Here is a 25,295-nt window from a genome sequence, read left to right as displayed (position 1 = left end):
TCCAAATGACTCGCGACCCTGCCGATGGAGAGAGATGGTCCGTCGGGGGGTGACGCGCGTGGCGCGCTGGCTCGCCGGTGCGCTCGTGGCCGCGAGCGCCGTCCTCGGGTTCGTCCTGCTGACCGCCGGCGCCGCCTCGGCAGACGAGCCCGCCACCGGGACCATCACCGTCGTGCTCGACGCCTCGCCCGACGACGGCCAGGACGTCAGCTTCACCGGGTGCAAGGGGCAGTGGTGCGGACCGATGGTCCTGGACGACGACGCCGACCCGACCCGGTCGAACACGACCACCGCCGACCTCGAGCCCGGCACCTACACGGTCACCCAGGACGCGGTCCCCAACTGGACCCTTTCGGCGCTCACCTGCGACACCGGCGAGACCACCAGCCTCGCCAGCCGCCGCGCCACCATCGACCTGACCGCCGGCGAGGACGTCACCTGCACCTTCACCAACACCTCGGCGTCCATCACCATCATCCAGGACAGCAGCCCCGACGACGCCAGGGACTTCTCCTTCACCGGGTGCCTCGGGTCGGGCTGCGCCGACTTCGCCCTCGACGACGACGCCGATGGCACCCTCCCCCGCCGCCAGTCCAGCGCCGGCCTCGCCCCCGGCACCTACACCGTGACCCAGGCGGCCGACGCCACGTGGGCGCTGACGTCGATCACGTGCACGACCGGAGAGAGCGTGAGCCTCGGTAACCGCCGGGTCACCATCACGCTCTCCGCCGACGAGCAGACGACGTGCACCTTCACCAACCAGGCGGCGTCGATCACCGTCATCCAGGACACCAGCCCCGACGACGCCCAGGACTTCTCCTTCGATGGCTGCATGGGCTCCGGCTGCGCCCCCTTCGTCCTCGATGACGACGCCGATCCCGAGCACCCGTCGTCCATCACCGCCGTCGGCCTCGCCCCGGGCAGCTACCGGGTGTGGTCGACGACCGATGAGCCGAACTGGCCCCGAACGAACCTGACGTGCTCATCGGGGTCGGTGTGGAGCACCAAGAGCGGCGTCGACATCACCCTGGTCCCGGGGCGACAGGTCACCTGCACCTTCCGGAACGACTACTCGACCGAGTCCGGATCCCTCGAGCTCGAGGTGGACACGCAACCGGACGGCCCGGTCGACATCACCATGCACCGATGCGGTGACGGTGGTTGCGCCGACGTCGTACTCGACGACGACGCCCGACCCGACCGGGACCGCTACAGCGGCCGAGCCGCCCTCCCCGCGGGCTGGTACTCCGTCACCGTCGATCCCGTGCCGGAGCACGAGCTCAGCTCGATCGACTGCGGCAGCAACGACCGGAACGTGGACATCGATGCCGGCACCTTCGAGGTCGCGGTGCGTCCCGGGTCGCAGTCGCGCTGCACGGTGACGCATCGACGCCCCCTGCCGCGGCTCGAGGGCGTCGTCGACGTCTCGGCCGGGATGCAGAGCACCTGTGCCCGCCTGACGACGGGCCGAGTGCGCTGTTGGGGCGACCAGGAGACCGACACTGGACAACTCGGCACCGGGAACGCCGGCGACAGCACCACGCCCGAGGAAGTGGCCGGCGTCGGCGGTGCGGGTGTGCTCGATGACGTGGTCGACGTCAGCGTCGGTTTCAGCCACGCCTGCGCCGTCGTCGACTCCGGCGAGGCCCGGTGCTGGGGCTACAACAGCCGCGGCACGCTCGGTGACGGCACGACGTCGGTGAGACGGACCCCCGTGGCCGTCTCGAACGCTTCCGGCAGCGGTCCCCTGACGGGGGTCACCACGGTCGGCACCGGCGGAAACGTCAGCTGTGCGCTTCTCCGATCGAGCGAGGTGCACTGCTGGGGCGGCAACAGCGACGGGGAGTTGGGCGACGGTACGACGACCGACCACCCCAGACCCGCTGCCGTCTCCGATCCCGACGGCCTGGGTCCACTCACCGGAGCTCGAGCACTCACGGTCGGGCTCTTCCACGCCTGCACATTGATGGACGGCGGCACGGTCTCGTGCTGGGGAGCGAACAACAGGGGACAGTCGGGTGACGGCACGACCACCCAGCGGGTCCGGCCCGGCGAGGTGCTCGCGCCGAACGGGCCCGGCGTTCTCGAGGACGTGGTGCAGGTGAGCGCCGGCCATCAGCACACCTGCGCCGTGCTCACATCCACGCAGGTGCGGTGCTGGGGGCGCAACGGCGCCGGCGAGCTCGGAGACGGCACGCAGGCCGACCGGTCGCGGCCCGTCACCGTCTCGAACGGGGACGGGACCGGCCCGCTCACCGGGGTGCGCAGCGTCCACGCCGGCGGCGAGAAGACCTGCGCGCTCCTGATCGACGGCTCCTTGTCCTGCTGGGGAACCAACGGCGATGGGCTGCTCGGCACCGGCTCGACCAGCGACGTCGTCGTCCGGCCGGAGCCCGTGCTGGACGAGACGGGCGCAGGCGTCCTGGATGACGTGGTGGCGGTCACCGTGAGTCGCAACTCGGCCTGTGCCGTGCTGACCGACGGTCAGGCCCGGTGCTGGGGCGGTTCGGGTGGGCTTCTCGGCGACGGCACGGAGACACCCCGCGCACGACCGACCCTGGTGGTCGACCCTCTTGCGCAGCCGGCCATCACGGGGGTCAGCCAGATCGACGCGAACGAGTACCTCGCCTGTGCGTCGGGTTCCGGGCAGCTGCGCTGCTGGGGCCATGGTGCGCTCGGCAACCCCGATGCCGTCGTGGCCCGCAGCGCCGTCGAGATCCGCGACAGCGAGGACAGCGACGGACTCTCTGGCGCCCACAGCGTGTCCGTCGGCGCCGAGCACGCCTGCGCGGCGATGGACGACGGCGGGGTGCGGTGCTGGGGGTCGAACGAGTCTCGACAGCTCGGGGACGGCACCGCCCTCGGCCGGCAGCTCCCGGCCTCCGTCGTCGGCGTCGGCGGGATCGCCACGCTCGGGGACGTGGTCGCGGTGTCGGCTGGGATGGATCGAACCTGCGCCCTGCTCGACAGTGGTGAGGCCCGGTGCTGGGGCGAGAACAGCCGAGGCGAGCTGGGCGACGGCGGCACCACCGACAGAGCGACTCCCGTCGCCGTCCTGGACGAGACCGGCACCACCCCGCTGACCGGCATCACGCAGCTCTCTGCGCGAGGCCCGCTCACGTGTGCGCTGCTGGACTCGGGGCAGGTCCGGTGCTGGGGGAACAACCACGTGCTTCCCGCCCCTCTCCCCGACGTCAGCGGCGTCGGCCCCCTCACCGGCGTGGCGCAGATCGACGCCGGGTGCGCCACGCTGGCGAACGGCGAGGCCCGGTGCTGGACGAGCTCCGTTCTCGACAGCTCCACCCCTACGGTGGTCCCCAGCCCATCGGGCGCGGGGCCCCTCACTGGTGTCCAGTCGATCAGTCGTTCCAGCGACGTCACCTGCGCGCTGCTCACTGCGGGGCAGGTCGCGTGCTGGTCGGCGTCGAACGCCTACGGCCAGCTCGGCACCCTGCCCCCGGCGACGACCGGGCGCCCCACACTCGTGCTCGATCCGGACACGGGCGAGCCGGTCGCGGGCGCCACCGGCCTCGCGACCCGAACCAGCGGCGCGTGCCTGACCCGGGACGGCGGGGTGTGGTGCTGGGGATTCGGGTACCTCGGCACCCTGGGCGACGGCACCGACGCGATCGCCCGGTTCCGGCCGAGCGCGGTCCGCACGCCGCCGGGCTGAGCGGGCGCCGCCGTGGCGGCGGGTGGCAGGATCGGGGGTACGCCACCGAGGGGGACCACTCGTGACCGACGCCGCCGAGACCCAGACGCACTTCCGCACCTGCCCGCTGTGCGAGGCCACGTGCGGGCTGGAGATCACCACCAGGGGCGACGAGGTGGTGCGCATCCGGGGTGACCGTGACGACGTGTTCAGCCGCGGGTTCATCTGCCCCAAGGGGTCGACGCTGAAGCAGCTGCACACCGACCCGGACCGGGTGCGCCGGCCGCTCGTCCGCTCGGGGCAGGGCGCCGACGCCACCTGGACAGAAGTGAGCTGGGACGAGGCCTTCGCCGAGATCGAGCGCCGCCTGCTGCCCATCATGGAGGAGCACGGCCGGGACGCCGTGGCGCTGTACCTGGGCAACCCGACGGTGCACAACCTCGGCGCCGGCATCTACGCCCGGGCCCTCATCACCTCGCTGGCCAGCCGCAACCTCTACTCGGCCAGCACCGTCGACCAGATGCCGCGTCACGTCTCCTGCGGGGCGATGTACGGCAGCCCCGACGCCATCCCCGTGCCCGACCTCGACCGCACCGGCTACCTGCTCATGCTGGGCGCCAACCCCTACGAGTCGAACGGCAGTCTGTGCACCGCACCCGACTTCCCTGGCCGGCTCGAGGCCATCCGGGCGCGGGGCGGCAAGGTCGTGGTGGTCGACCCCCGCCTGACCAAGACCGCCAAGAACGCCGACGAGCACGTGCCCATCCGCCCGGGGGCCGACGGCCACCTGCTGCTGGCCATGGTCCACGTGCTCTTCGCCGAGGACCTCGTCTCGGCCGAGCTCGACCCGTCGGTGTTCAACGGCATCGACGCGGTGCGTGACGCCGTCGAGCCGTTATCCCCCGAGGCCGTGGCCGAGCACACCGGCATCGACGCCGACACCATCCGCCGCCTCACCCGGGAGGTCGCCGCCGCCGAGTCCGCCGCGGTCTACGGCCGCATCGGGACCAACACCGTGGCCTTCGGCACGGTCGCCTCGTGGGCGTCGGACCTCGTCACCGCGCTCACCGGCAACCTCGACCGGGTCGGCGGGATGATGTTCCCGCTGGCCCTCACCAGCGCGCGGGGGTCGGGCAAGGGCCGGGGCTTCAGCACCGGGCGCTCCACCAGCCGGGTCAAGGGCCACCCCGAGGTCCGCTCGGAGTTCCCCATCGCCACCCTCGCCGACGAGATCGAGACCCCTGGCGACGGACAGGTCCGGGCCCTGATCACCTTCGCCGGCAACCCGGCCCGCTCGGCCCCCAACAGCGCCCATCTCGAGTCGGCGCTGGCGACGCTCGACTTCATGGTGAGCATCGACCCCTACCGCAACGAGACCACCCGCCACGCCGACGTGATCCTCCCGCCGCCCGACGCGCTGGAGAAGAGCCACTACGACCTGGCCTTCAGCACCCTGTCGGTGCGCAACGTGGCCAACTACTCGCCCGCGGTCCTGCCCCCCGACCCCACCGAGCAGCTGCCCGAGCACACCATCCTCGCCCGCCTCGCGCTCGTGCTCAGCGGCATGGGCGCCACCGCGGACCCGGCCATCATCGACGGCCTCGTGCTCGACCGGGTGCTCAGCCGGGCCACCAAGCCGGGGGGCGTCGCCGAGGGCAAGACCGTCGCAGACCTGGTCGACCTGATGGTCGCCGAGGACACGCCCGAGCGGGTGCTCGAGGCCATGGTCCGCACGGGCGCCTACGGCGACGGGTTCGGCGCCAACCCCGACGGGGTCACGTTCCAGACCCTGCTCGACCACCCCCACGGCCTCGACCTCGGCGCCCTCGAGCCCCGCCTCCCCGAGGTGCTCAAGACCCCGAGCGGCCAGGTCGAGCTGGCCCCGGCCCAGTTCCTCGCCGACCTTCCCCGCCTCGTCGAGGCGCTGGCCGACGCCGCCGCCCCCAACGGCCACCTCACCCTCATCGGGCGCCGCCACGTCCGCTCGAACAACTCTTGGATGCACAACGTCGAGGTGCTGGTGAAGGGCAAGGACCGCTGCACCCTCCAGGTGCACCCCGACGACGCCGCCCGCCTGGGCCTCACCGACGGCGGCCCGGCCGAGGTGGCGTCCCGGGTCGGCAAGGTGGTGGCGCCGGTCGAGGTGACCGACGAGATCCTCGCCGGCGTCGTCTCGCTCCCCCACGGCTGGGGCCACGACGACCCCGCCGTCGACATGGCCGTCGCCGCCGCCCACGCCGGGGTGAACTGCAACGTCCTCACCGACGACGGCCCCCTCGACCCGCTGTCGGGCAACGCCGTCCTCAACGGCGTGCCCGTCACCGTCACGCCGGCCTGAGGCCCTCGGGCATCAGTCGTCGGGGCGGGCGATGGCGGCGCCGACGTCGTAGCCGGCGAAGCCCTCGGGGCTGGCCACCTCGACGATCGGGTCGTCGCGGTCATCCCACTCGGTGCGCAGCGCCCGGCTCATGATGGCGTGCATCACGTACATGGTGGTGATGTAGGTCAGCTCGATGATCTCGACGTCGCTCAGGTGCTCGTGCAGCTTGGCGAACAGCCCGTCGTGCACCCGCCCGCCCTGGAGGGCCAGCGCGTCGGTGTAGGCCAGCACGGCCCGCTCCACCTCGCTGAACTCGTCGGAGGCCCCCCAGTAGGCGATGGCCGCGATCTTCGACTCGGGCATGCCGAGCAGCCGGCACGACTTGCAGTGCTGCGAGAACACGAACTGGCTGCCCACCGCCCATCCCGCGCGGGTCTGGCCCAGCTCGCGCAGCACCGGGTCCAGCACCCGCTTGGGGCTCTGGTAGAGGCCGAAGCCGGCGACGGCGTGCTCGAACACATCGGGGGCGGCGGCGAACACCGTCCACCAGTCCCCCGGGGTGCCGGTGGTGGTCCCGGGCTCGGCCACGGGGTCACGCTCGCCGAAGAGGTGGTCGTACATGACGGTGACGATCGGCGCCGTCACCTCGCTGCGGGGGATCTCACGGAGTCGAGGCATGGTTCACTCTTCCCCATGGGGGTGGGCTGGTGCTGACCATGGGGGACATCGACCGGGACTGGCTGGCGGCGGCGCTTCTGACCGCGGGCGGCGAGGGGGCGGCCGACGGGCTCGAGTGGGTGGAGGTCGAGCCGCTCGACTCGGGCACGACGTCGCGTGCGCGCCTCCGGCTGACCTGGCGGGACCCCGCCGCGGGGCCGACCACGCTGTTCGTGAAGCTGCCCGCCGACGGCTTCGGCGCCCGGGCCTTCGGCACCCTCGTCGGCCTCGGCGCCAGCGAGGTGGGGTTCTACGGGTCGGTCCGGCCCGACCTCGAACTCCCTGCGCCACGCGCCCTCGTGGCGCAGCCCGGCCGGCGGGGCGGCTTCGCCCTCGTGCTCGAGGACCTCGCCGCCGCCGGCGCCCGGTTCCCCACGGTCGCCGACGGCTGCACCGCCGAGCACGCCGAGGCGGTGGTGGTCGCCCTGGCCCGGGTGCACGCCCCGCTCTGGAACAGCCCCCGGCTGCGCGACGGCGGCGATCTCCGCTGGGTGTTCCGACCGGCCGACGGCGACCGCGTCCGCCGCATCCAGCGCCTGATGGTGGCGAGCGCGCTGCGCCGCTCCATGGCGACACCCATCTCGGCAACACCTACGCACTGCCCGACGGCACCGCCGGCCTCTACGACTGGCAGGTGATCCAGCAGGGCCACGGCCTGCGCGACATCGCCTACTTCACCGTGCTCTCGACACCTACCGCGCTGCGGCGCGAGCACGAGCGGGGGTGGGTCCGTCGCTACCTCGACGAGCTCGCAGCCCTGGGAGCCGACGCGCCGAGCGAGGACGACGCCTGGTCCCACTACCGCCTCTACGCGGTCGACCCCCTCCGGGGCGCCGTGTTCACCGCGGCCATGGGCGACCGCCTCCAACCCGAGGCCCAGTGGCGCTCCGGGCTCGAACGGGCCACCGCGGCGGTGCGGGACCTCGACAGCCTCGGGGCGTTCCGGAAGGCGCTGGCCGCGACCTGATCGGCCCCGACCGTCGGGCATATCCACGACCCCGTGCCGGTTGGGTACTTGCACACACAAGGATTTCACGGCAGAGGAGATCACCATGGAAGTCAAAGAGCTCGGCCACCTGGTGCTGTACGTGCGGGACCTCGAGCGGTCCGTGGCCTTCTACCGCGACGTGCTCGGCTGGAAGCCGGCGTTCCCCGATGCCGCCCTCCCCTTCCCGGCGATGGCGTTCTCCAGCGGTCGGACCCACCACGAGCTGCTGCTCATCGAGGTCGGCCCCGACGCCGCCGCCATCCCGCAGGGCCGACGGGTGGGGCTGTACCACTTCGGCCTCAAGGTCGGAGACAGCGACGACGAGCTGCGCGAGGCGCTCGCCACCGTCCAGGCCGCCGGCGTGCCCATCGCCGGCGCCAGCGACCACACCGTGACCCACAGCCTCTACATCCACGACCCCGACGGCAACGAGATCGAGCTGTACATCGACGTGCCCGGCGTCGACTGGGCCAACGATCCCGAGCTGATCATGAGCCCCATCAAGCCCTTGCGGCTGTAGAGGAAGGCTCGGGGACGACCCGAGCCCTGGTCAGTCCTTGGCCAGGACGGGCCCCTGGCGAGGTCGCCCCGGTGGCGTCACGAGTGAAACCCCGAACGTGCGGGCCGGGCAGTTCGCGCTCGTGTAGGTGGGGCCGGGTGACCCGTAGGTGGTCTCGATGGGCGCACCCGCGGCCCACAGCACCGGAACCCGCTGGCCGAGGTAGCGCTGCTCCCAGTGCAGATGGGCCCCGCCCGACGCGCCTGTGTTCCCGACGTTGCCGACCTGCGTCACGGCCGAGACTTCCTGGCCCTCGGCGACGGTGATGGCGGACAGGTGCCCGTAGACGCTCGACCAACCGTCGCCGTGGTCGACGACGACCCGGGTGCCGTAGCCCGCCTGGTCGCCCACCGCGACGACGATGCCACCGAGGCCGGCCAGCACCGGCAGGCCGTGGTCGTTGGACCCTGCGGCGGGCCCGACCCCGTTCCAGTCCACGGCCGGGTGGTTGCTGTGGGTGCTGGCTCCCCACACCTGGCCGCACGGGAAGGGCATCTGGAAGTCGCCCTGGTCGACCCCGTTCGCCCCGCCGACGCGCTGGTCGGCGGGCTCGGCCGAGGCGGGACCCACCAGCGCGACCAGAAGCCCGAGCATGAGCAGGGGCGCCGCCGAGACGGCGCGCGCGAAGGGACGGGGGCGGGGCACGGTCAGAACAGGATGGCGTCAGGGCGGGCAGTGGTGGCGGACCACGCCGCCTCGGTCCACGCCAGGTTGTAGAGCCACGCCGCCGCGTTGGCCCGGGTGGCCGTGGCCGTCGGCCGGAAGCGACTGCCGCGGACCGGGGCAACGGCGTGGCGCGTGGCCCAGTCGAGTGCCTCCTGGTAGTAGGCGCCCGAGCGGGTGTCGGAGTAGGGGTGGTGGGTGTCGACCTGGGGGTCACCCACGAGGTGCCAGAGCATCACCACCAACTGGCTGCGGGTGACCGGATCCTTGGGCCGAAACGAGCCGTTCGGCGAGGCCGTCAGGATGCCCTCGCCCACCGCCCACTCGGCGGCGTCCGCATAGCCCGCGGTCCTGGGCACGTCGGGAAACGAGCGGCGCGTCGTCGCGGCGGGCTCGTCCATCAGGCGCCAGAGCATGGTCACCACCTGGCTTCGCTTGGCGTTGCGCGTCGGGCGGAACGTGCCGTCGGGGAAGCCCGGGGTGACCCCGAACCAGGCGCCCCAGTCGACCGCGCCGCCGAGCGAGGCAGGTACGTCGCTGAAGCCGTGGGGTGGGCAGCAGGTGAACCCGGCGGTCGGTGTGGCCGAGGCGGCCGCGCTGCGAGGGCCCTCGCCCACCACGTTGAGCGCGGCGACCCGGTAGCCGTAGGTCTGGCCGTTCGCCACCGACTCGTCGAGGTACGACGTGGTCGCGGCCGGGAAGGTCGTCCCGATGGCCACGTCGTCCCGATACAGGCGGTAGCCGGTGATGGCGGACCCACCGTTGGTCGCCGGCGGAGTCCACGTCACCTGCACCTCGCCGTCGCCGGCCGTTGCCGCCGGCGCCGCGGGAGTGCCGGGGACCGAGCGCGGCGTGGCCTGCACCGCGGTCGACAGCGGCCCGGGGCCCGAGGCGTTGACCGCGGCGACGGTGTAGGCGTAGGTGGTGCCGTTCGTGCGGCCCGTGTCGATGAACGCACGGGTGGCGCCGTTCGGCGTGGTGTGGACGAGGGTGCCGTTGCGGAACACCCGGTAGGCCGTCACGGCCCCGCCGCCGTCGTCGTTGGGCTCCGCCCAGGTCAGGCTCACCTGGGCGTTGCCGGGCACGGCCACGACGTTCCGCGGGACGCTGGGCAGGTTCGGGGTGGCCGTGATGCGGGCACCGACCACCGACGCGACCCCCGCCATGCCGGTGGCGTTGGGGTGCACCGGCGCCGCCTGGAGCAGGCGCGGGACGATGCCCTCGACCCAGCGCACGCCGTTGTCCTGGCAGGCGTCGTGGCCGATGCCGGGGGTGTACACGTCCACGTAGCGGGCCCCGTTGGCCGCCGCCTGCGCGGCGAGCATCGAGTTCAGCTCCTTGTTCTTGGCGCGCAGCCACGGCAGGTCGGCGTTGGAGAGCGGCAAGGAGGGCCAGCACCCGCCGCCCGACTCCGGGAGGATGGCCGGGTAGCCCACCACGTAGATGCGGGCGTGGGGCGCCCGGGAGCGGACGCCCTGGATCACCGCGGCCACCTTGGGGGCGGTGGCGGTGATCCGGTTGGAGATCTCGTCGACGCCGTTCCGCACGTAGTCGGGCTGGCAGACCGCATTGCTGATGGGCAACAAGGCGATGCAGTCGGTGACGATGCTCGAGAAGCCGATGTCGTTGCCCCCGATGCCCAGCGTCACGATGTCGGTGTCGGCGCTCAGCGCGTTGAACTGCGGCGGGTTGGGCCCGGGGGTGACACCCTGGCTGTTGGCCATGTCCGTGGTCTCGGCCCCGCTGCAGCTCACGTCGGTGAGCGAGAGGCCCAGGGCCTGCGCGACCAGCCGGGGGTAGTTGCGGTCCGAGCGCAGGCAGCCCGTGGGCTGACCGCTCTGGTCGGGGATCAGCGGCCCCGCGACGTACGAGTCACCGAGGGCCACGTAGTCGTCGTTGTCGGCTGCGGCCGCCGGGACCGGCGCGGCGGCCGTGGTGGTCACCGCGGCGAGGAAGCCGGCGACGAGCGCGACGACGGTCAGCGTCGCGGCGCCGCGACGGCGCGTCCCACCCCTGGTGTCCCCCACCGGCACTTCCCCATCATGGCCGCTGCGCCGTCGGCGTGTCAGCTGTCGACGAGCGACGGGGCCCGGCCGGCGACGGCCCGCTCGACGTCGGCCGGCGCGCCCGCGACGAGCACGTACTCGACGTTGCGCAGGTGCGAGACCTCGCCGACCCGCTCGCCGGCCGGGTTGTGGATGCCGATCTGGGCGCCCACGTAGCGCTTCGAGTCGAAGGCCAGCACCTCCACGCTGCCGCGGGGCGCGCAGGCGTCGACGAGCTCGTCGAGCGCCAGCCACGACTCGTCGTTGTACGACAGCACCAGCAGGCGGGCGTCCACCGCGGCGATCACCGACCGCAGGGCGTCGGGCATGGCCCGCTTCGCGTTGAACACGCTCTTGGTGGCGGGGTCGCGGGCGTCGACCCGCTTGCAGGCGACGCCGTAGTGCTCGGGCGCATCCCAGGCCACGAGCGTCTCCCAGACGTGGTAGTTCGTGAAGTACCGGTGCTGGTTGTAGGGCGGGTCGAGGTAGGCGAAGTCGACCGGGCCGAGGGTCGGCGCCACCTCGACGGCGTCGGCCCGCAGGGCGCGGCCGCCGCCGGCCAGCAGCTTGGGGCGGCGCAGCTCGAGCGGGTTGAAGGAGCGCTTGGCCCACTGCTTCACGTAGGCCATCTGCACGCCAGTCGTGGAGTCGACCCGGTCGGCGGCCTCGATGAGGCTGGTGAGCAGCACCGGCTCGAGCGGGTGACCAGGGAACTCGGCGGCGATGGCGTCGCGGACGGCGTCGACCCGCTCGCCGTTGAAGGGCTGGAAGAAGCGGGACTGCACGCAGAACGTCTCGGTGAAGTACCCGGGGCGGCCGGGCAGGGCGGCGAGGTGGGCGAGGGCGGCGTCGAGCTCGGCCTCGTCGACGTCGCCGGCGTCGAGCTCGACGTAACAGCGGGCGAACACCTCGCTGTAGCGGGCGGTGTCGACGGCGGTGACGAACCCGCCCCGCCGCTTCAGCTCCTGCGCTACCCGGGTGGTGCCCGTGAACAGGTCCAGGGCCGTGCGCGCCCCCGACGCGGCGAACAGCTCGCCGAGCACCGGCACCAGCCGGCGCTTCGACCCCAGGTACTTGATCATCCCGCCGACGAGTGTGACCCACCTGCTTCCCCGACCGGAGGCATCCGCATCCGCGGCGCCCCGCCTCACTCGCCGCTTCTGCACAATCAGCACCTCAGAGAACCCCCGATTTCGCCGATATGAACCCATGCGCCTGCGCCGCCACCTCGTCGCGCTGGTGGCCGCCGCGGCCGCCATCGCCGCGGCCCTGGCGGTGAGCCAGCCCACCCCCGTCGCCGCCGCGACCGGCGGGTCGATCACCGTCATCCTCGACACCGCGCCGGCCGACGGCACCGATGTCGGCTTCACCGGCTGCCAGGGCACCGGCTGCGCGCCGTTCACCCTCGACGACGACGCCGACGGAGCGCTCCCCGACCGCATCAGCGCCAGCGGCCTCGCCCCCGCCACCTACACGATCACCCAGGACGCCGTCCCTGGCTGGACGCTCACGTCGATCTCCTGCACCAGCGGTGTGTCCACCAGCGTCGCCGAACGCCGCGCCACGATCGCACTGGCCGCCGGCGCCGACATCGCCTGCACGTTCAAGAACCAGGCGCCGTCGATCACGATCGTCCAGGACACCAGCCCCGACGACACTCGCGACTTCAGCTACACCGGTTGCCTCGGCTCTGGCTGCGGCACTTTCGCCCTCGACGACGACGCCGATCCCTCGGTCCCGACCAGGGTGACCAGCGGGGCTCTGACCCCCGGCACCTACACCATCACCCAGAGCCCCGGCGTGCCTTGGTCGCTCTCGGGAATCACCTGCAGCACCACGACGGGGATCACCAGGGACGTGCCCAATCGGCGCGTGACCATTGTCCTCAGCCAGCCCACCGACCACCCGGTGTGCACCTTCACCGACACCACCCAGTCGATCACCCTCGTCGACGACGACCTCACCGACTCCGGCCAGGACCAGGCCTACACGGGCTGCGGGAACGGCGGCTGCTCGTCGTTCACCCTGGACGACGACGCCGATCCCGCCCTACCGCGCCAGGTCGCCACCGGGCCGATCCCGACTGGGACGTACACCCTCACCCAGGAGGCGCTGCCGGGCTGGGAGCTCACGGGCCTCACCTGCACGGGGGAAGCCACCGACCTCCTCGCGCGGACCGGCACCATCACCCTCACCGCCGGCGAGCACCGCATCTGCACCTTCACGAACCGCCCCGTCCCCAACTCTTTGAACGGTGTCGCCGAGATCGCGAGCGGTGCGTTCGCGACGTGTGCCCGACTCTTCAACGGCGAGGCCCGATGCTGGGGAAGGTTCACGGCCCCAGGTTCCTCTAGCAGGCCGACCACGCGGCCCGTCACCGTCCCGGCGGTCGAGGGCGCCGACCCACTGTCGGGTGTCACTGACATAACCGGCAGCTACTCACACAATTGCGCAGCGCTCGCGGATGGAACCGCCGCGTGCTGGGGCGCTTCGGAAAGCGGGCTCGGAGACGGGATCTTCCATGAGGAGTCCGTGCTCCGACCTGTGCGGGTACTGACGCCCGACGGGTCGGGGCCCCTCACCGGAGTGCGGCAGGTCAGCGCCGGGCCGCTACGAGCCTGTGCGCTGCTCGACAGCGGGCAGGCTCGTTGCTGGGGTCGAAATGAGTACGGCACGCTCGGCGATGGCACGACGGCCGAGACCACCCTCCCCGTCGTGGTGCTGGACGAAACGGGTGAGGCGCCGCTCGAGGGCATCACCCAGATCGAGGTCGGCCTCGGTCAGACCTGTGCGCTGCTGGTGTCCACCGAGGTTCGGTGCTGGGGCCAGCGTGCTTATGGTGCCCTCGGCGACGGCGAACCCGTCGAGGCGAACGCCCCACCCGCGCTCCACCCGGTCACCGTGAGAGATCAGGGCGGCGTCGAGCCACTGACGGGGGTCGTCGCGCTGTCGAGCGGTTCGGGGACGTGCGCGCTTCTGGCTACCGGACGAGCGATGTGTTGGGGGCCGGGCCCGGCACCGGTGCTCGAACCGGGTGCACCGTGGAACCAGTCGGTGCCCCATCCCGTGTTGGACGAGACCGGCGTGGCCCCGGCCACCGATATCGCATCGATCGCAGCCGGGGTGAACAGCGTCTGCGTCGTCCGATCTGCGGGCACCGCCTGGTGCTGGGGACACAACGACCTCGGCGAGTTGGGCCACGGGACACAGAACAACTTCGAGCCGCTTGCGCAGCCGGTCGTCCAACGGTCGACGGCTGCACCCCTCGACGGTGTGTCGGGGATCTCCGTCGGCTGGAACACCGCCTGCGCCTCCCTCGACTCGGGCGAGGCGAGATGCTGGGGCCAGAACGACGGCAACATCGGCGATGGGACGACGTTCACCAGGTTCTGGGCGGAGCGGGTGATCGCGCCGTGAACCCCCGCCACTTCGCCATCGCGGACCCGCGCCGCCGGCGAGAAAACCCGGGATTCCCAGCGAAATCCAAGGTCCGCCGGGCAAGCTGTCGGCCATGTCGTTCTCCGAGACCCTCCGCAAGCCCAAGTTCTGGCTGATCGCCGTGCCCGTGGTGATCCTGCTGGCCGTCACCGTCGGACCGTTCGTCTACATCAACTTCATCAAGGAGGACGCGCCGGACCCGCTCACCTTCGACGACATCGGCACCACCACCTCGACCGTCGCCGGCACCACCGACACCACGGCGGCGGGCGGCGGCGCCACCAGCGAAGGCATCGAGGGGACCTGGGAGGTCGCCGCGGGCTCGACCGCCGGCTACCGGGCCACCGAGGTGCTCTTCGGGCAGTCCACCGAGGGCGCCGGCCGCACCGAGGACGTCACCGGCACGCTCGTGATCGAGGGCACGAGCGCCACCGAGGCCAGCTTCGAGGTCGACCTCACCACCCTCGAGAGCGACGAGTCCCAGCGCGACGGCCAGGTGCAGAACCGCATCCTCGAGACCGCGCAGTTCCCCACCGCCACCTTCGAGCTCACGGCGCCCATCGACTTCGGCGAGGAGCCGGGCGACCTCGAGGAGATCACCGCCGAGGCCACCGGCGACCTGACCGTCCACGGGGTCACCCAGTCGGTCACCTTCGACCTCACCGCGCGCCGCAACGGTGACGCCATCGAGGTCACCGGCTCGATCCCCATCACCTGGGCCGACTACGACATCAGCGACCCGAGCGGCGGCCCCGCGCAGGTCGAGGACAGCGGTGAGATGGAGTTCGCCCTCAGCTTCTCGAAGTCCGCGTAGGCGCCGGGACACGGGCCACCTCCTTCGCTAGCCTCGCGGGGCGACGAGGGAGGTGGGTCCGTGCCCCGCAAGTCCATGATTCGTACGGCGGCGCTTGCCGTCACCGCCCTGGTGGTTGGACTGATCACCGCCCACTCGCCGAGCGCGCAGGCGGCGACGGGCTCGATCTCGCTGTTCACGGCGTCGAGCCTCTTCCCGACGGGCGGCATCGTCGAGGGGCCGGACGGGAACGTCTACTTCGCGAATCCGTGGGGGTCGGGCGCCACGAACGGGATCGGCGAGGTGACGCCGGGAGGCGCCATCACGTTCCACACCGCAGCCGGCATCGACGGACCGGCCGACCTCACCGTGGGGGGTGATGGCAACATCTGGTTCACCGACCCCACCGGCCCGAGCCCCGGCGCCGGCACCGGTCAGATCGGGCGGTTCAACCCGACCACCAATGTGTTCACCTTCTTCTCCTCCGGCAGCGTGATCTTCCCGTTCAAGATCGCCACGGCTCCCGACGGAAGCGTCTGGTTCACCGGCGGCGGCAGCGTGGCCCAACGGATGCACACCGGCGGGACCGGCACGGCCGGGGTGCTGAGCGTGCAGACCAACACGGGCGGAACGACGGGCGACATCGCTCGTGGCCCCGACGGCAACATCTGGATCACCAAGTCGCAGAACGCGAACGTCGGCGGCGTGACCGCGCACTCGCTGCTCCGCGTGAACCCGACCACCGGAAGCACCACCGCCTTCGGACTCCCCCAGGATCTCGGCCCACGCCAGCTGACCATCGGCCCCGACAACAACCTGTGGTTCACCCACACGGGGCTCGCGCAGCCCGGCGTCATGCGCTACGTGATCGGCACCAACACCTTCACGAATTTCCCCATCCCCGCCGGCAGCAATCCCAAGGGCATCACCGCCGGCGACGACGGCAACCTCTGGTTCATCCGCGGCAACACGAACACCATCGCCAGGATCAGCCCCGCCGGCACCGGCTACGCCACGTTCACGGCGCCGAACCTGTCGTTCGGCCCCAGCCCCCAGGAGATCGCGCCGGGCCCCGGCAACACGCTGTGGGCCGGCGGCGGGGGGTCGACCCGGCGGATCGCCCGGGTCGAGGTCAACCCGCCGTCGTGCGACGGCCTCCCCATCACGGTGGATCTCAACCAGGGGGACTCGCCCACCAACGGCGACGACGTGATCCTCGGCACGCCCGGGCCCGACACCATCAACGCGCTGGGCGGCAACGACCGGATCTGCGGCGGGGACCGCGGCGACACCATCAACGGTGGCGAGGGCAACGACCGCATGTTCGGGTTCAAAGGCTCCGACACGCTGAACGGAGGACCCGGGAACGACCGCACCGTGGGCGGGGCGGGCAACGACACCTGCCGGGGCAACGGCGGCACGGACACGCACCAGACGTGCGAGTCCCGCACCGGCTTCCCCTGAGCCCCCGCACCGTCCCCCGCGTCACGGCCTTCGGCGTCGCGCTCCTCGGCGCGGCGCTGATGCTGGGCGCCTGCGCCTCGGGTGAGGACGCGGGTGAGCGGGCCGAGGCCGAGCCCACCGAGGCGCCGACTCCCTCGACGGCGGCGCCCACGACGACGATCGCGCCGGCCACGACCTCGACGACGGTCGACCCGTTCGCCCCGCCGGCGTGGCTGGGGACCCGGGTGCTGCCCACGGACGCCGACGGGTTCGGGCAGGTCCAGCCCACGCCCGCCGAGCTCGACCCCCGCGCCATCCAGATGCCCGACGTGTTGCCGCCCCCGGCCGGCGACGGCTTCGAATCCACCGTCGAGCCCGTCCCCGCCGACGTGGTGGAGCGCTCGACCTGGTCGGCGGCCTGCCCGGTTGGCCTCGACCAGCTGCGCTACGTCACCGTCACCTACTGGGGCTTCGACGGCGAGCACCACCGCGGTGAGCTGCTGGTGCACGCCGACGCCGCCGACGCCATCGTCGAGGTCTTCCGGGCCGTCGACGCCGCCCGCTATCCGATCGAGGAGATGCGGGTGGTCGCCGCCCCCGAGCTCGACCTCCCGCCCACCGGTGACGGCAACAACACCACCGCCTTCGTGTGTCGCCCCGTGCGCGGCTCGACCAGCTGGTCCGAGCACGCATACGGCCTCGCCGTGGACGTCAACCCCTTCCTCAACCCCTATGTGAAGGGCGATCTCCTCCTCCCCGAGCTGGCCTCGGCCTACACCGACCGGTCCCGCACCGAGCCCGGCGTCCTGCACGACGGCGACGCCGTGGTCGAGGCCTTCGCCGCCATCGGATGGGAGTGGGGCGGCGACTGGTCGAGCCTGAAGGACTTCCAGCACTTCAGCGCCAACGGGCGCTGAGCCCACCGCTACGGTCTCGGCGTGACCGCGCTGACCGTCGAGGTCGATCCCGGCGAGGTGGGCATGGACGCCGCCCGTCTCGGCCGCATCGACGCCCACTTCCGCCGCTACGTCGACGAGGGGAGGCTGCCGGGCTGGCAGCTCGCGCTCACCCGGGGCGGCAAGGTCGTCCACCTGGCCCGCCACGGGCACCGCGACGTCGAGGCCGGCCTCCCCGTCGAGGACGACACGGTGTTCCGCATCTACTCGATGACCAAGCCGGTCACCTCCGTGGCCACGATGCTCCTCTACGAGGAGGGCCTCTTCGAGCTGAAGGACCCGGTCAGCCGCTGGATCCCGTCGTTCGCCGACGTCCGCGTCTTCACCGGCGGCACCGCCGAGAACCCCGCCACCGCCCCCGCCGCCGAGCCGGTGCGCATCTGGCACCTGCTCACCCACACCGCCGGGCTCACCTACGGGTTCCACCACGTCCACGCCACCGACGAGATCTACCGCAACGCCGGCTTCGACTTCGGGCCCCCGCGCGGGTACGACCTCGAGGGCTGCGTCGACCTCTGGGCGGGCCTGCCCCTCGTCAACGAGCCAGGCGCCCGCTTCAACTACTCGCACGCCACGGACGTGCTGGGCCGCCTGGTCGAGGTGCTGGCGGGCGTGCCCTTGGACCAGTTCCTGCGGGAGCGCGTCTTCGAGCCCCTCGGCATGCACGACACCGCGTTCTGGGCCGACGGCGACCTGACCGACCGGCTCGGCGCCCTCTACGTGCCCAACCCGAAGGACGGCACCATCTTCCGGTACGACCCGATCGGCGAGGCCGCCAAGCGCGCCCCGTCGTACCTCTCGGGCGGCGGTGGCCTCGTCTCGACGACCCACGACTACCTGCGCTTCTGCGAGATGCTGCGCCGCGGCGGCGAGCTCGACGGCGCCCGCCTGCTCGGGCCCCGTACCCTCGCCTACATGACCACCAACCACCTGCCCGGGGGCGTCGACCTCGAGCACTTCGGCCAGTCGACCTTCGCGGAGACGGCCTACGACGGCGTCGGCTTCGGCCTCGGCTTCGCCGTGGTCATCGACCCGGCCGCGGCCAAGACCCCCTCCTCGGTCGGCGAGTTCTCGTGGGGTGGCGCCGCCAGCACCGGCTTCTGGGTCGACCCGGTCGAGGACATCACCGCGGTGTTCATGACCCAGCTCCTCCCGTCAAGCACCTACAACCTCCGCGCCCAGTTCAAGCAGCTCGTGAAGCAGGCGTTGATCGACTGACCGACCCGGTCGGGATGGGCGGATAGCGTCCGGCTCCATGACGAGCTTCCTCGAGGTGTCCGAGCCGCGCCCGCACGTGCGCCAGCTCACCCTGAACCGGCCCGATCGGATGAACGCCATGTCGTTCGACACCGTCACGCCGCTGCGCGACGCCCTCCGTGAGGCGGGCGAGGACCACGACACCTGGGTCGTGATCCTCACGGGCGCCGGCGCCGGCTTCTGCTCGGGCCTCGACCTCGAGGACGCCGGCATCCCGCCGGGGACCGACGGCCTCCCGCTGTCTCGTCTGGCCATCCGGGCCATGGAGCACTTCAGCGACCTGATCCCGATCATGCGGGCCCTGCCCCAGCCGGTCATCGCCGCGGTCAACGGCCCGGCCATCGGCGGCGGCATGTGCCTGTCGCTGGGCGCCGACATCCGCCTCGCCGCCGAATCCGCCTACTGGCGCGCGGCGGGCATCAACAACGGCCTCGGAGCGGTCGAGCTCGGCCTGAGCTACACCCTCACCCGCGCCATCGGGTCCGCCAGGGCCTTCGAGATCTGCCTGTCGGGTCGCGACGTCCACGCCGAGGAGGCCGAGCGCATCGGGCTGGTCGCGCGCACGGTGCCCGACGACGAGCTGCTCGACGTGACCTACGAGCTGGCCGAGCGCATCTGCGGCTTCTCGACCCACGGCGTGGCCATGACCAAGAAGGTTCTGTGGTCGGCGCTCGAGGTCGGCAGCCTGGAGGCGGCCATCGACATGGAGAACCGCAACCAACTCCTCGTGCGCCTCACCACCCAGAACCTCGACGAGTACATCCGCAGCCGCAAGGAAGGCCGCGACCCGGTCTACAACGACTGAGAGGCGAGCCTCAGGCGGTGACGGCCTGCTCGATGCGCTCGAGGGTCTTGGCGATGTTCTTGCCCGTCTCCTTGGAGGCGAACAGCTTCACGACCGGCTTGGTGAAGGCCGACTCCTGGCTGATGTCCCAGCTCTCGCGCACGAGGGTGCCCCCGTCGGTGGGCTCGAGCTCGTAGCGCCAGATGCGACCGCCGACGTGGCCGCCGATCTTGCCCGGACCCCGGGTCTGCCAGGCGATGCGGCGGTTCGGTTCGAACTCGATGACCGTGGAGACCATCGAGTACGGCACCCCCATCTTCATGGACATGCCGAAAGTGGAGCCCAGGGTGAGGGGCTCGGGCTCGCCCTTGGCCTCGACCACGGTGCCCGACCCGTCGATGTCCTTGTGGCGGGTGGCATCGGCGAGGAGGGCGAAGATGGCCTCGGCGGGGGCGGCGATCTCCCGCTCGACGGAGATCACATCGGGGTTCGGGGCGGCGTCGGTCACGACGACACGCTAGCGGTCGACCGGTCGGGGCCGACGAGGCCACGCAGGGCCAGCAGCGCCACGCAGTAGACGCCCAGGGCCACGAAGAGCACGGTCTGGAAGCCGAAGGTCATGGCCAACATGGTGGTGAGCACCGAGCCGACCACCGAGGCGAAGCCGTTGACGGCCCAGCCCCAGGCCACGTACTCGGAGGGGTGGTCCGTCTTGGCGGCCACGGCGCCGAGGCCGAGGGGCATGAAGGCGCCGAGACAGATGCCCAGCGGGGCCAGCACGAGGAAGGCAACGGCGATGCGCACGAACAGCGGCGCGGTCAGCAGGGCGTCGGTGAGCGGCTGGAGGCCGAAGGCGTAGAAGAGCGTCAGGGCGATGATGGCGCCGAGGAGCACGGGGATGGCCCGGTGGGGCCGGTCCTTGAACCGCCCACTGAGGAGGGCCCCGACGCCGGTGAAGAGCAGGATCGAGGCCAGCGTCACCGTCAGCGAGTAGGTGGGGTACCCGAGGAAGAGGGTCAGCTTCTGGATGAGCGTGATCTCGAAGAACAGGAAGCCGAAGCCGAGACAGGCGAAGTAGACCGCCGAGCGGCCCTTCTGGGGCAGCGCCACGAAGATGTCTCGGATGGCCACGAACGGCAGCAGGAGGAACACGGCGGCGAAGCCGGTGGCCACGAGGAGCAACAGGATGAGCACCCGCTCGCCGATGGCCACCTCGAGGTCGTCGGCCACGACGGACCGGCCGAAGTCGCCCGCCACCTCGCCGAAGGTGGTGAAGTGCCAGAAGAAGGGGCCGTCGTCGGTGATGGCGTGCACCTCGAAGGGGTACTCCTCGAAGAACGCGTCGAGCTCTTCGTCCGAGGCCGTGACGAGGTCGCTGACGGGCTCGCCCTCGACGGGCTGGCCCGGGGCGTAGCGCAGGGTCGAGCCCTCGATGGGCTCGAGGCCGGTGGTGAAGGCCTCGATCTGCTCCTCGGTGAAGGGCTCCTCCTTCACGAGGATGGTGGAGAGCTGGGTGCCGAAGCCGACCGCCGGGGTGGTGGCCACCAGGATGTGCTCGGAGGGGTCCTCGATGCCGCGGTCGGCCAGGGCCTGGCGGGCCGTCGCCACGTAGCGGGTGGTGCGGTTGGGCTTGTTCTCGTAGTCGAACTCGCCGAACTGCGCGGCGAGGATGCCGTCGCCGCCCAGGTGGTCGAGGCTGTCCTCGATGGCCTCCTGCGTGTACAGGTAGCTCTCGGAGAGCACGAAGGCCCCCGAGCTCGCGGCGTTGGTGGCGGCGTAGCTGTCGGGCGCCGGGAACCACACGATGTCGAAGGTGTCGTCGCTACGGGCCAGGAACGAGCGGCCGTCGCCGTTGACGTAGTTGACCCGGGGATCGTCGGCGATGTTGCCGGCGTAGTCGGCGAAGCGGTTGGCCACGAGGTCGTAGGTGACCGGGTTCAGCTCGATGGCGTCGATGTGGCCGGTGTCGTAGTACAGCGAGGCCAGGATCTCGTTGCCGCCGGCGGCGCCGATGATCATCACGTCGTCGGGGGACTCGCCGGCCACGGCGAACGGCAGCGACCGCGGATCGGAGTCGAACCGGGTGAGCCCGGTCGGGTCACCGTCGTAGCGGTAGATGGCCGAGCCCGGCAGGCCGTCGTGGTAGAGCAGCTTGGTCTCGTCGGTCACCTGGACGGCGTCGACCCGGAACACCGGGCTCCAGGCCGAGTAGACGTTCTCCTTGCCGGAGACGTCCTCCTTCACGCCGTCGAGGGCCAGGGTGGGCAGCAGGCTGGGCGCCACCACGCCGGCGCCGAGCACGAGGGCGAGCACGGCGCCGCCCCCGAGCGCAGCCTTCGAGGACCTCCACGCCAGGCGAAGCCCCACGACCGCCAGCAGCACGCCGGCGAGGCACACCACCGAGGGCGGGCCGATGGTGCTGATGAGGAACACCACGACCAGGCAGGCGAGGCCGGCGCCGACGAGGTCGGCGAAGTAGAGGCGGCCGATCCGCTCGCTGCGCCGGCCGAACAGGGTGGCGATCATGATGCCGATGGCCACGAAGGAGGCGAAGAGGCAGAACGAGATGAGCACGAGAGCGCCCAGGTTCTGGATCGACGCCCGGGTGCCGTAGTCCCAGATCTTCAGCGTGTCGATGGGGGTGCGGGCCAGCACCACGTAGCCGGCACCGACGCTGAGCGCAGCGGCCAGCGAGCCCCACATGATGATGGGCCGCGTGGCCGAGTGGCGCAGGCGCTTCGAGATGGTGACGAAGACGCTGCCCGAGCCGATGCCGAGCAGGGCCAGGCCGATGACCAGGTACACCCAGTAGTAGAAGAGCTTGTACGAGATGATCCGGGTGTACGAGATCTCGATGAGCAGCCCGGCCATCGAGATCACGAAGATCTCGAAGTAGTACGTGCGCTTGTCCCCCGCGTCCCGGACGGCGTAGTCGTCGGGGTCGGCGTCGATGTGGACCGGCGCGGGTTCGGGGGTTTCAGTGGTGGAAGACAACCGGGCGAGCCTAGGAGGGCGCATGGGGGGCTTCCAGTCGGCCCGACCGGCCGGGCAGCCGGGCCCTCGACCAGCGGCCCGGGGCGTGAAGGGGCGGCCGGAGCCCGTGGGTAGGGTGCAACCCGCCGCCCACACCCCGTCGGAGGACCCTCCCGTGCGCACCCCCAGCTGGAAGCCCGTCGCCGCCATCGCCCTGGTGGGCGCACTCGCCCTCGCCGGTTGCTCGTCGTCCGGCGAGTCCGCCGACGCCACCACCACGACGGCGCCCAGCACCTGCGACGCGGTGCAGGGCCTCGCCGACTCGGTCGCCACCCTCATCAGCACCGACACCCTGAGCGGCGGCGAGGACGCCATCGACGCCGCCCTCTCCGACGTCGAGTCGGCGGCGCAGGAGCTCGGCGACGTGGCCGGTGAGGCATTGAGCAGCGACGTCGACGCCGTGACGCAGGCACTCGACGCCCTCGAGTCCTCGGTCAGCGACCTCGGCAGCGGTGCCGGCGTGAGCGACACCGTCTCGGCGCTGGGCGCGGACATCACCGACCTGGTGCAGGCCGTCGATGGCCTCGTGAGCAGCGCCAGCAGCGAGCTCTCGGACTGCCAGATCAGCGCTCCCACCACCGTCGCCGGCTGAGCCGGGCCCGGCGGGTCATGCTGGGGGCATGATCCGGATCGACGATGACGCACGGGTGCGGACCCTCACCCTCGACCGCCCCGACAAGCTGAACGCCTTCAACGACGCGCTCTACAACGCCACCGCAACAGCACTCGCCGACGCCGCGGCCGACCCCGCGGTGGCCGTCGTGGTCATCACCGGGACCGGGCGGGCCTTCTCCACCGGGACCGACATCACCGAGATGTCCTCGCTCGCGTCGGGCGAGGACTCGGGCGAGGGCCACGGCTTCCCGGGCCTCGTCGACCAGCTCGTGGCGTTCCCCAAGCCCCTGGTGTGCGCGGTCAACGGCCTGGCGCTGGGCATCGGCGCCACCATCCTCGGCTACGCCGACCTCGTGTTCATGTCCACCGAGGCCCGGGTGCGCTGCCCGTTCACCGATCTCGCGGTGGCGCCGGAGGCGGCCAGCAGCTTCACCTTCCCGCTCCTGCTGGGCCGCCAGGACGCCTCCTGGATGCTGATGAGCTCGGAGTGGTTCAGCGCCGAGGAGTGCCTCGCCATGGGCCTGGCCTGGAAGGTCTGCGCGCCCGACGACCTGATGGACGAGACCCTCGCCCGGGCCAAGGTGCTCGCCGCGAAGCCCATCGCCTCGCTCATCGAGACCAAGCGCACCATCACCGCGGGCCTGAGCGACGGCCTCGTCGCCGCCCGCGCCCGCGAGGACCAGGCCTTCATCCGCCTGCTCGGCCAGCCCGCCAACATCGAGGCCTTCACGGCCATGGCCGAGCGGCGCCCAGCCGACTTCGCCACCGTCGACGCCGCCCACCCCGTCGACACCGCCCGCCACGCCTCGGACATCGCCCCCTGACCCCCGAGCCCCGCCCCCTGACCCCCGAGCCCCGCTTCTGGCCGCGAGATCTCTTCCGTGACAACAGATGGTCGCGGCCAGAACGAGCTTCGTCGGAAGACAACGAGCGGTCGAGGCGTTTGTACCGCTGATGAACCGACTCGGTGTGCCTCTGTCCGTGCTCGACCTCGCCCCCGTCGGGGAGGGCACGACGCCGGCGGACGCCCTCAACGCCGCCGCCGGCTTCGCTCGGGCCGTCGAGGCCCTCGGCTACCAGCGCTACTGGGTGGCCGAGCACCACGGCATGCCGGGCATCGCCAGTTCGGCGCCGGCGGTGCTGTTGGCCCACGTGGCCAGCGCCACCTCCACCATCCGCCTGGGCTCCGGCGGGGTGATGCTGCCCAACCACGCCCCGCTCGTGGTGGCCGAGCAGTTCGGCATGCTCGAGGCGCTGCACCCGGGTCGCATCGACCTCGGCCTCGGGCGCGCCCCGGGCACGGACCAGGTGACCGCCCACGCCATCCGCCGCCAGCGCCTCGACGGGCCCGACGAGTTCCCCTCCCAGCTGGCCGAGCTGGTCGGCTACTTCGACGGCACCATCCCGGCCGACCACCCGTTCTCGAAGATCGAAGCGACGCCCGCACGTGGCTACCGGCCCGCCATCTGGCTCCTGGGCTCGAGCGACTTCAGCGCGACGCTGGCGGGGCGCCTCGGCCTGCCCTTCTCCTTCGCCTACCACTTCGCCCCCGCAGGCCTCGAGAGCGCGCTCCACGCCTACCGCTCGGCCTTCGACCCTTCCGACGACTGCCCCGAGCCCTACGTCGTGCTGGGGGTCTCGACGGTGTGTGCCGAGACCACCGAGCAGGCCCGTTGGCTGGCGGCGCCCGGCGGGCTGGCGTTCCTCCGCCTCCGCCAGGGGCGACCGGGCCGCTACCCCCGACCCGAGGATGCCGCCGCGTACCAGTACACGCCGAACGAGAGCGAGGCCATCAAGGCCTGGACCTCGTCGCACGTCGTGGGCACCCCCGAGGTGGTCGTCGAGGGACTGGCCGAGCTCGTCCGCCGCACCGGGGTCCAGGAGCTGATGATCTCCACCATGCTCGCCTCCCCCGAGGATCGCGAGCGCTCCGTCACCCTGCTGGCCGAAGCGGCCGGGCTGGCCGCCGCAGGCCGATCGACCGTCGACGCACCGGCCGGGGCGGCCGCCGGAGCCGGGCCGGGCTGAGCCC

General features: G+C 71.9%; 20 protein-coding genes. 14 read left to right on the top strand and 6 right to left on the bottom strand.

From position 1 onward, the window contains the following. Nucleotides 1-58 precede the first annotated feature (58 nt). On the top strand, nt 59-3,673 hold the full coding sequence (locus JNK12_00525) for a hypothetical protein (GenBank protein ID MBL8774374.1): 3,615 nt from the start codon (nt 59-61) through the stop codon (nt 3,671-3,673). Nucleotides 3,674-3,734: 61 nt separating this feature from the next. Next, nucleotides 3,735-5,990 (top strand): molybdopterin oxidoreductase family protein, encoded by a 2,256-nt coding sequence (locus JNK12_00520; protein ID MBL8774373.1) that lies wholly within the window; start codon nt 3,735-3,737, stop codon nt 5,988-5,990. 12 nt (nt 5,991-6,002) lie between these two features. Here JNK12_00520 and JNK12_00515 read toward each other — a convergent pair whose 3' ends face one another. Then, nucleotides 6,003-6,650: a carboxymuconolactone decarboxylase family protein gene (locus JNK12_00515; GenBank protein ID MBL8774372.1), complete on the bottom strand. Its 648-nt coding sequence runs from the start codon at nt 6,648-6,650 to the stop codon at nt 6,003-6,005. Nucleotides 6,651-6,679: 29 nt separating this feature from the next. Between JNK12_00515 and JNK12_00510 the strand changes: the two genes are divergently transcribed. From JNK12_00510 to JNK12_00500, 3 genes are all read left to right on the top strand, one after another. After that, on the top strand, nt 6,680-7,327 hold the full coding sequence (locus tag JNK12_00510; protein MBL8774371.1) for a hypothetical protein: 648 nt from the start codon (nt 6,680-6,682) through the stop codon (nt 7,325-7,327). Then, nucleotides 7,324-7,656: a hypothetical protein gene (locus JNK12_00505; GenBank protein MBL8774370.1), complete on the top strand. Its 333-nt coding sequence runs from the start codon at nt 7,324-7,326 to the stop codon at nt 7,654-7,656. The genes JNK12_00510 and JNK12_00505 overlap by 4 nt, the downstream gene beginning before the upstream one ends. Nucleotides 7,657-7,741: 85 nt before the next feature. Further along, nucleotides 7,742-8,197 carry a VOC family protein gene (locus JNK12_00500; GenBank protein ID MBL8774369.1) on the top strand — a complete coding sequence of 152 codons (456 nt, stop codon included), beginning with the start codon at nt 7,742-7,744 and terminating at the stop codon, nt 8,195-8,197. 30 nt (nt 8,198-8,227) lie between these two features. Here the strand turns inward: JNK12_00500 and JNK12_00495 are convergent, their stop codons facing one another. From JNK12_00495 to JNK12_00485, 3 genes are read right to left on the bottom strand one after another with little or no spacing between them, the layout of a single operon-like run. Further along, the gene (locus JNK12_00495; protein MBL8774368.1) at nt 8,228-8,881 is read right to left on the bottom strand and encodes a M23 family metallopeptidase; all 654 of its coding nucleotides are present in this window, start codon (nt 8,879-8,881) and stop codon (nt 8,228-8,230) included. A gap of 2 nt (nt 8,882-8,883) precedes the next feature. After that, nucleotides 8,884-10,926, bottom strand: coding sequence for an S-layer homology domain-containing protein (locus tag JNK12_00490; GenBank protein ID MBL8774367.1), 2,043 nt, complete (start codon nt 10,924-10,926; stop codon nt 8,884-8,886). A gap of 38 nt (nt 10,927-10,964) precedes the next feature. Further along, a complete protein-coding gene (locus JNK12_00485) occupies nt 10,965-12,026 on the bottom strand; it encodes a DNA adenine methylase (protein MBL8774366.1) in 1,062 nt (353 codons plus the stop codon). Nucleotides 12,027-12,153: 127 nt separating this feature from the next. Between JNK12_00485 and JNK12_00480 the strand changes: the two genes are divergently transcribed. The 6 genes from JNK12_00480 to JNK12_00455 all read left to right on the top strand — a co-directional run bounded on the left by JNK12_00480 (nt 12,154) and on the right by JNK12_00455 (nt 19,636). Beyond that, nucleotides 12,154-14,361, top strand: coding sequence for a hypothetical protein (locus JNK12_00480; protein MBL8774365.1), 2,208 nt, complete (start codon nt 12,154-12,156; stop codon nt 14,359-14,361). A gap of 94 nt (nt 14,362-14,455) precedes the next feature. Beyond that, nucleotides 14,456-15,196: a YceI family protein gene (locus JNK12_00475; GenBank protein ID MBL8774364.1), complete on the top strand. Its 741-nt coding sequence runs from the start codon at nt 14,456-14,458 to the stop codon at nt 15,194-15,196. 60 nt (nt 15,197-15,256) lie between these two features. After that, entirely contained in the window at nt 15,257-16,639 is a 1,383-nt protein-coding gene (locus tag JNK12_00470; GenBank protein ID MBL8774363.1) for a hypothetical protein, read from the top strand. Further along, the gene (locus JNK12_00465) at nt 16,612-17,535 is read left to right on the top strand and encodes a M15 family metallopeptidase (GenBank protein ID MBL8774362.1); all 924 of its coding nucleotides are present in this window, start codon (nt 16,612-16,614) and stop codon (nt 17,533-17,535) included. Before JNK12_00470 ends, JNK12_00465 begins: the two co-directional genes overlap by 28 nt. A 63-nt stretch (nt 17,536-17,598) precedes the next feature. Continuing rightward, complete coding sequence (locus tag JNK12_00460; protein MBL8774361.1) at nt 17,599-18,792, top strand: beta-lactamase family protein; 1,194 nt, start codon at nt 17,599-17,601, stop codon at nt 18,790-18,792. 37 nt (nt 18,793-18,829) lie between these two features. After that, on the top strand, nt 18,830-19,636 hold the full coding sequence (locus JNK12_00455) for an enoyl-CoA hydratase (protein ID MBL8774360.1): 807 nt from the start codon (nt 18,830-18,832) through the stop codon (nt 19,634-19,636). A gap of 10 nt (nt 19,637-19,646) precedes the next feature. Here JNK12_00455 and JNK12_00450 read toward each other — a convergent pair whose 3' ends face one another. Together JNK12_00450 and JNK12_00445 are read right to left on the bottom strand one after the other, a co-directional pair. Then, nucleotides 19,647-20,123: an SRPBCC family protein gene (locus JNK12_00450; GenBank protein MBL8774359.1), complete on the bottom strand. Its 477-nt coding sequence runs from the start codon at nt 20,121-20,123 to the stop codon at nt 19,647-19,649. Further along, a complete protein-coding gene (locus tag JNK12_00445) occupies nt 20,120-22,609 on the bottom strand; it encodes a hypothetical protein (GenBank protein ID MBL8774358.1) in 2,490 nt (829 codons plus the stop codon). Before JNK12_00445 ends, JNK12_00450 begins: the two co-directional genes overlap by 4 nt. 154 nt (nt 22,610-22,763) lie before the next feature. Between JNK12_00445 and JNK12_00440 the strand changes: the two genes are divergently transcribed. From JNK12_00440 to JNK12_00430, 3 genes are all read left to right on the top strand, one after another. Next, entirely contained in the window at nt 22,764-23,240 is a 477-nt protein-coding gene (locus tag JNK12_00440) for a hypothetical protein (protein MBL8774357.1), read from the top strand. A 28-nt stretch (nt 23,241-23,268) separates the two neighbouring features. After that, the gene (locus tag JNK12_00435; protein MBL8774356.1) at nt 23,269-24,087 is read left to right on the top strand and encodes an enoyl-CoA hydratase/isomerase family protein; all 819 of its coding nucleotides are present in this window, start codon (nt 23,269-23,271) and stop codon (nt 24,085-24,087) included. A 127-nt stretch (nt 24,088-24,214) separates the two neighbouring features. After that, nucleotides 24,215-25,291 carry an LLM class flavin-dependent oxidoreductase gene (locus tag JNK12_00430; GenBank protein MBL8774355.1) on the top strand — a complete coding sequence of 359 codons (1,077 nt, stop codon included), beginning with the start codon at nt 24,215-24,217 and terminating at the stop codon, nt 25,289-25,291. Nucleotides 25,292-25,295: the final 4 nt, after the last annotated feature.

The sequence above is a fragment of the Acidimicrobiales bacterium genome, assembly GCA_016794585.1.
Classification (GTDB): domain Bacteria; phylum Actinomycetota; class Acidimicrobiia; order Acidimicrobiales; family DATDAH01; genus JAEUJM01.
The sequence above is the reverse complement of the archived record's forward strand: the minus strand, read 5'-3'. Positions and strand labels throughout refer to the sequence as shown.

Coding starts and splice junctions, on each gene's coding strand:
- JNK12_00500 (MBL8774369.1), top strand. CDS start 7,742: ATGGAAGTCAAAGAGCTCGGCCACCTGGTGCTGTACGTGCGGGACCTC.
- JNK12_00455 (MBL8774360.1), top strand. CDS start 18,830: ATGACGAGCTTCCTCGAGGTGTCCGAGCCGCGCCCGCACGTGCGCCAG.
- JNK12_00480 (MBL8774365.1), top strand. CDS start 12,154: ATGCGCCTGCGCCGCCACCTCGTCGCGCTGGTGGCCGCCGCGGCCGCC.
- JNK12_00435 (MBL8774356.1), top strand. CDS start 23,269: ATGATCCGGATCGACGATGACGCACGGGTGCGGACCCTCACCCTCGAC.
- JNK12_00515 (MBL8774372.1), bottom strand. CDS start 6,650: ATGCCTCGACTCCGTGAGATCCCCCGCAGCGAGGTGACGGCGCCGATC.
- JNK12_00485 (MBL8774366.1), bottom strand. CDS start 12,026: ATGATCAAGTACCTGGGGTCGAAGCGCCGGCTGGTGCCGGTGCTCGGC.
- JNK12_00460 (MBL8774361.1), top strand. CDS start 17,599: ATGGACGCCGCCCGTCTCGGCCGCATCGACGCCCACTTCCGCCGCTAC.
- JNK12_00475 (MBL8774364.1), top strand. CDS start 14,456: ATGTCGTTCTCCGAGACCCTCCGCAAGCCCAAGTTCTGGCTGATCGCC.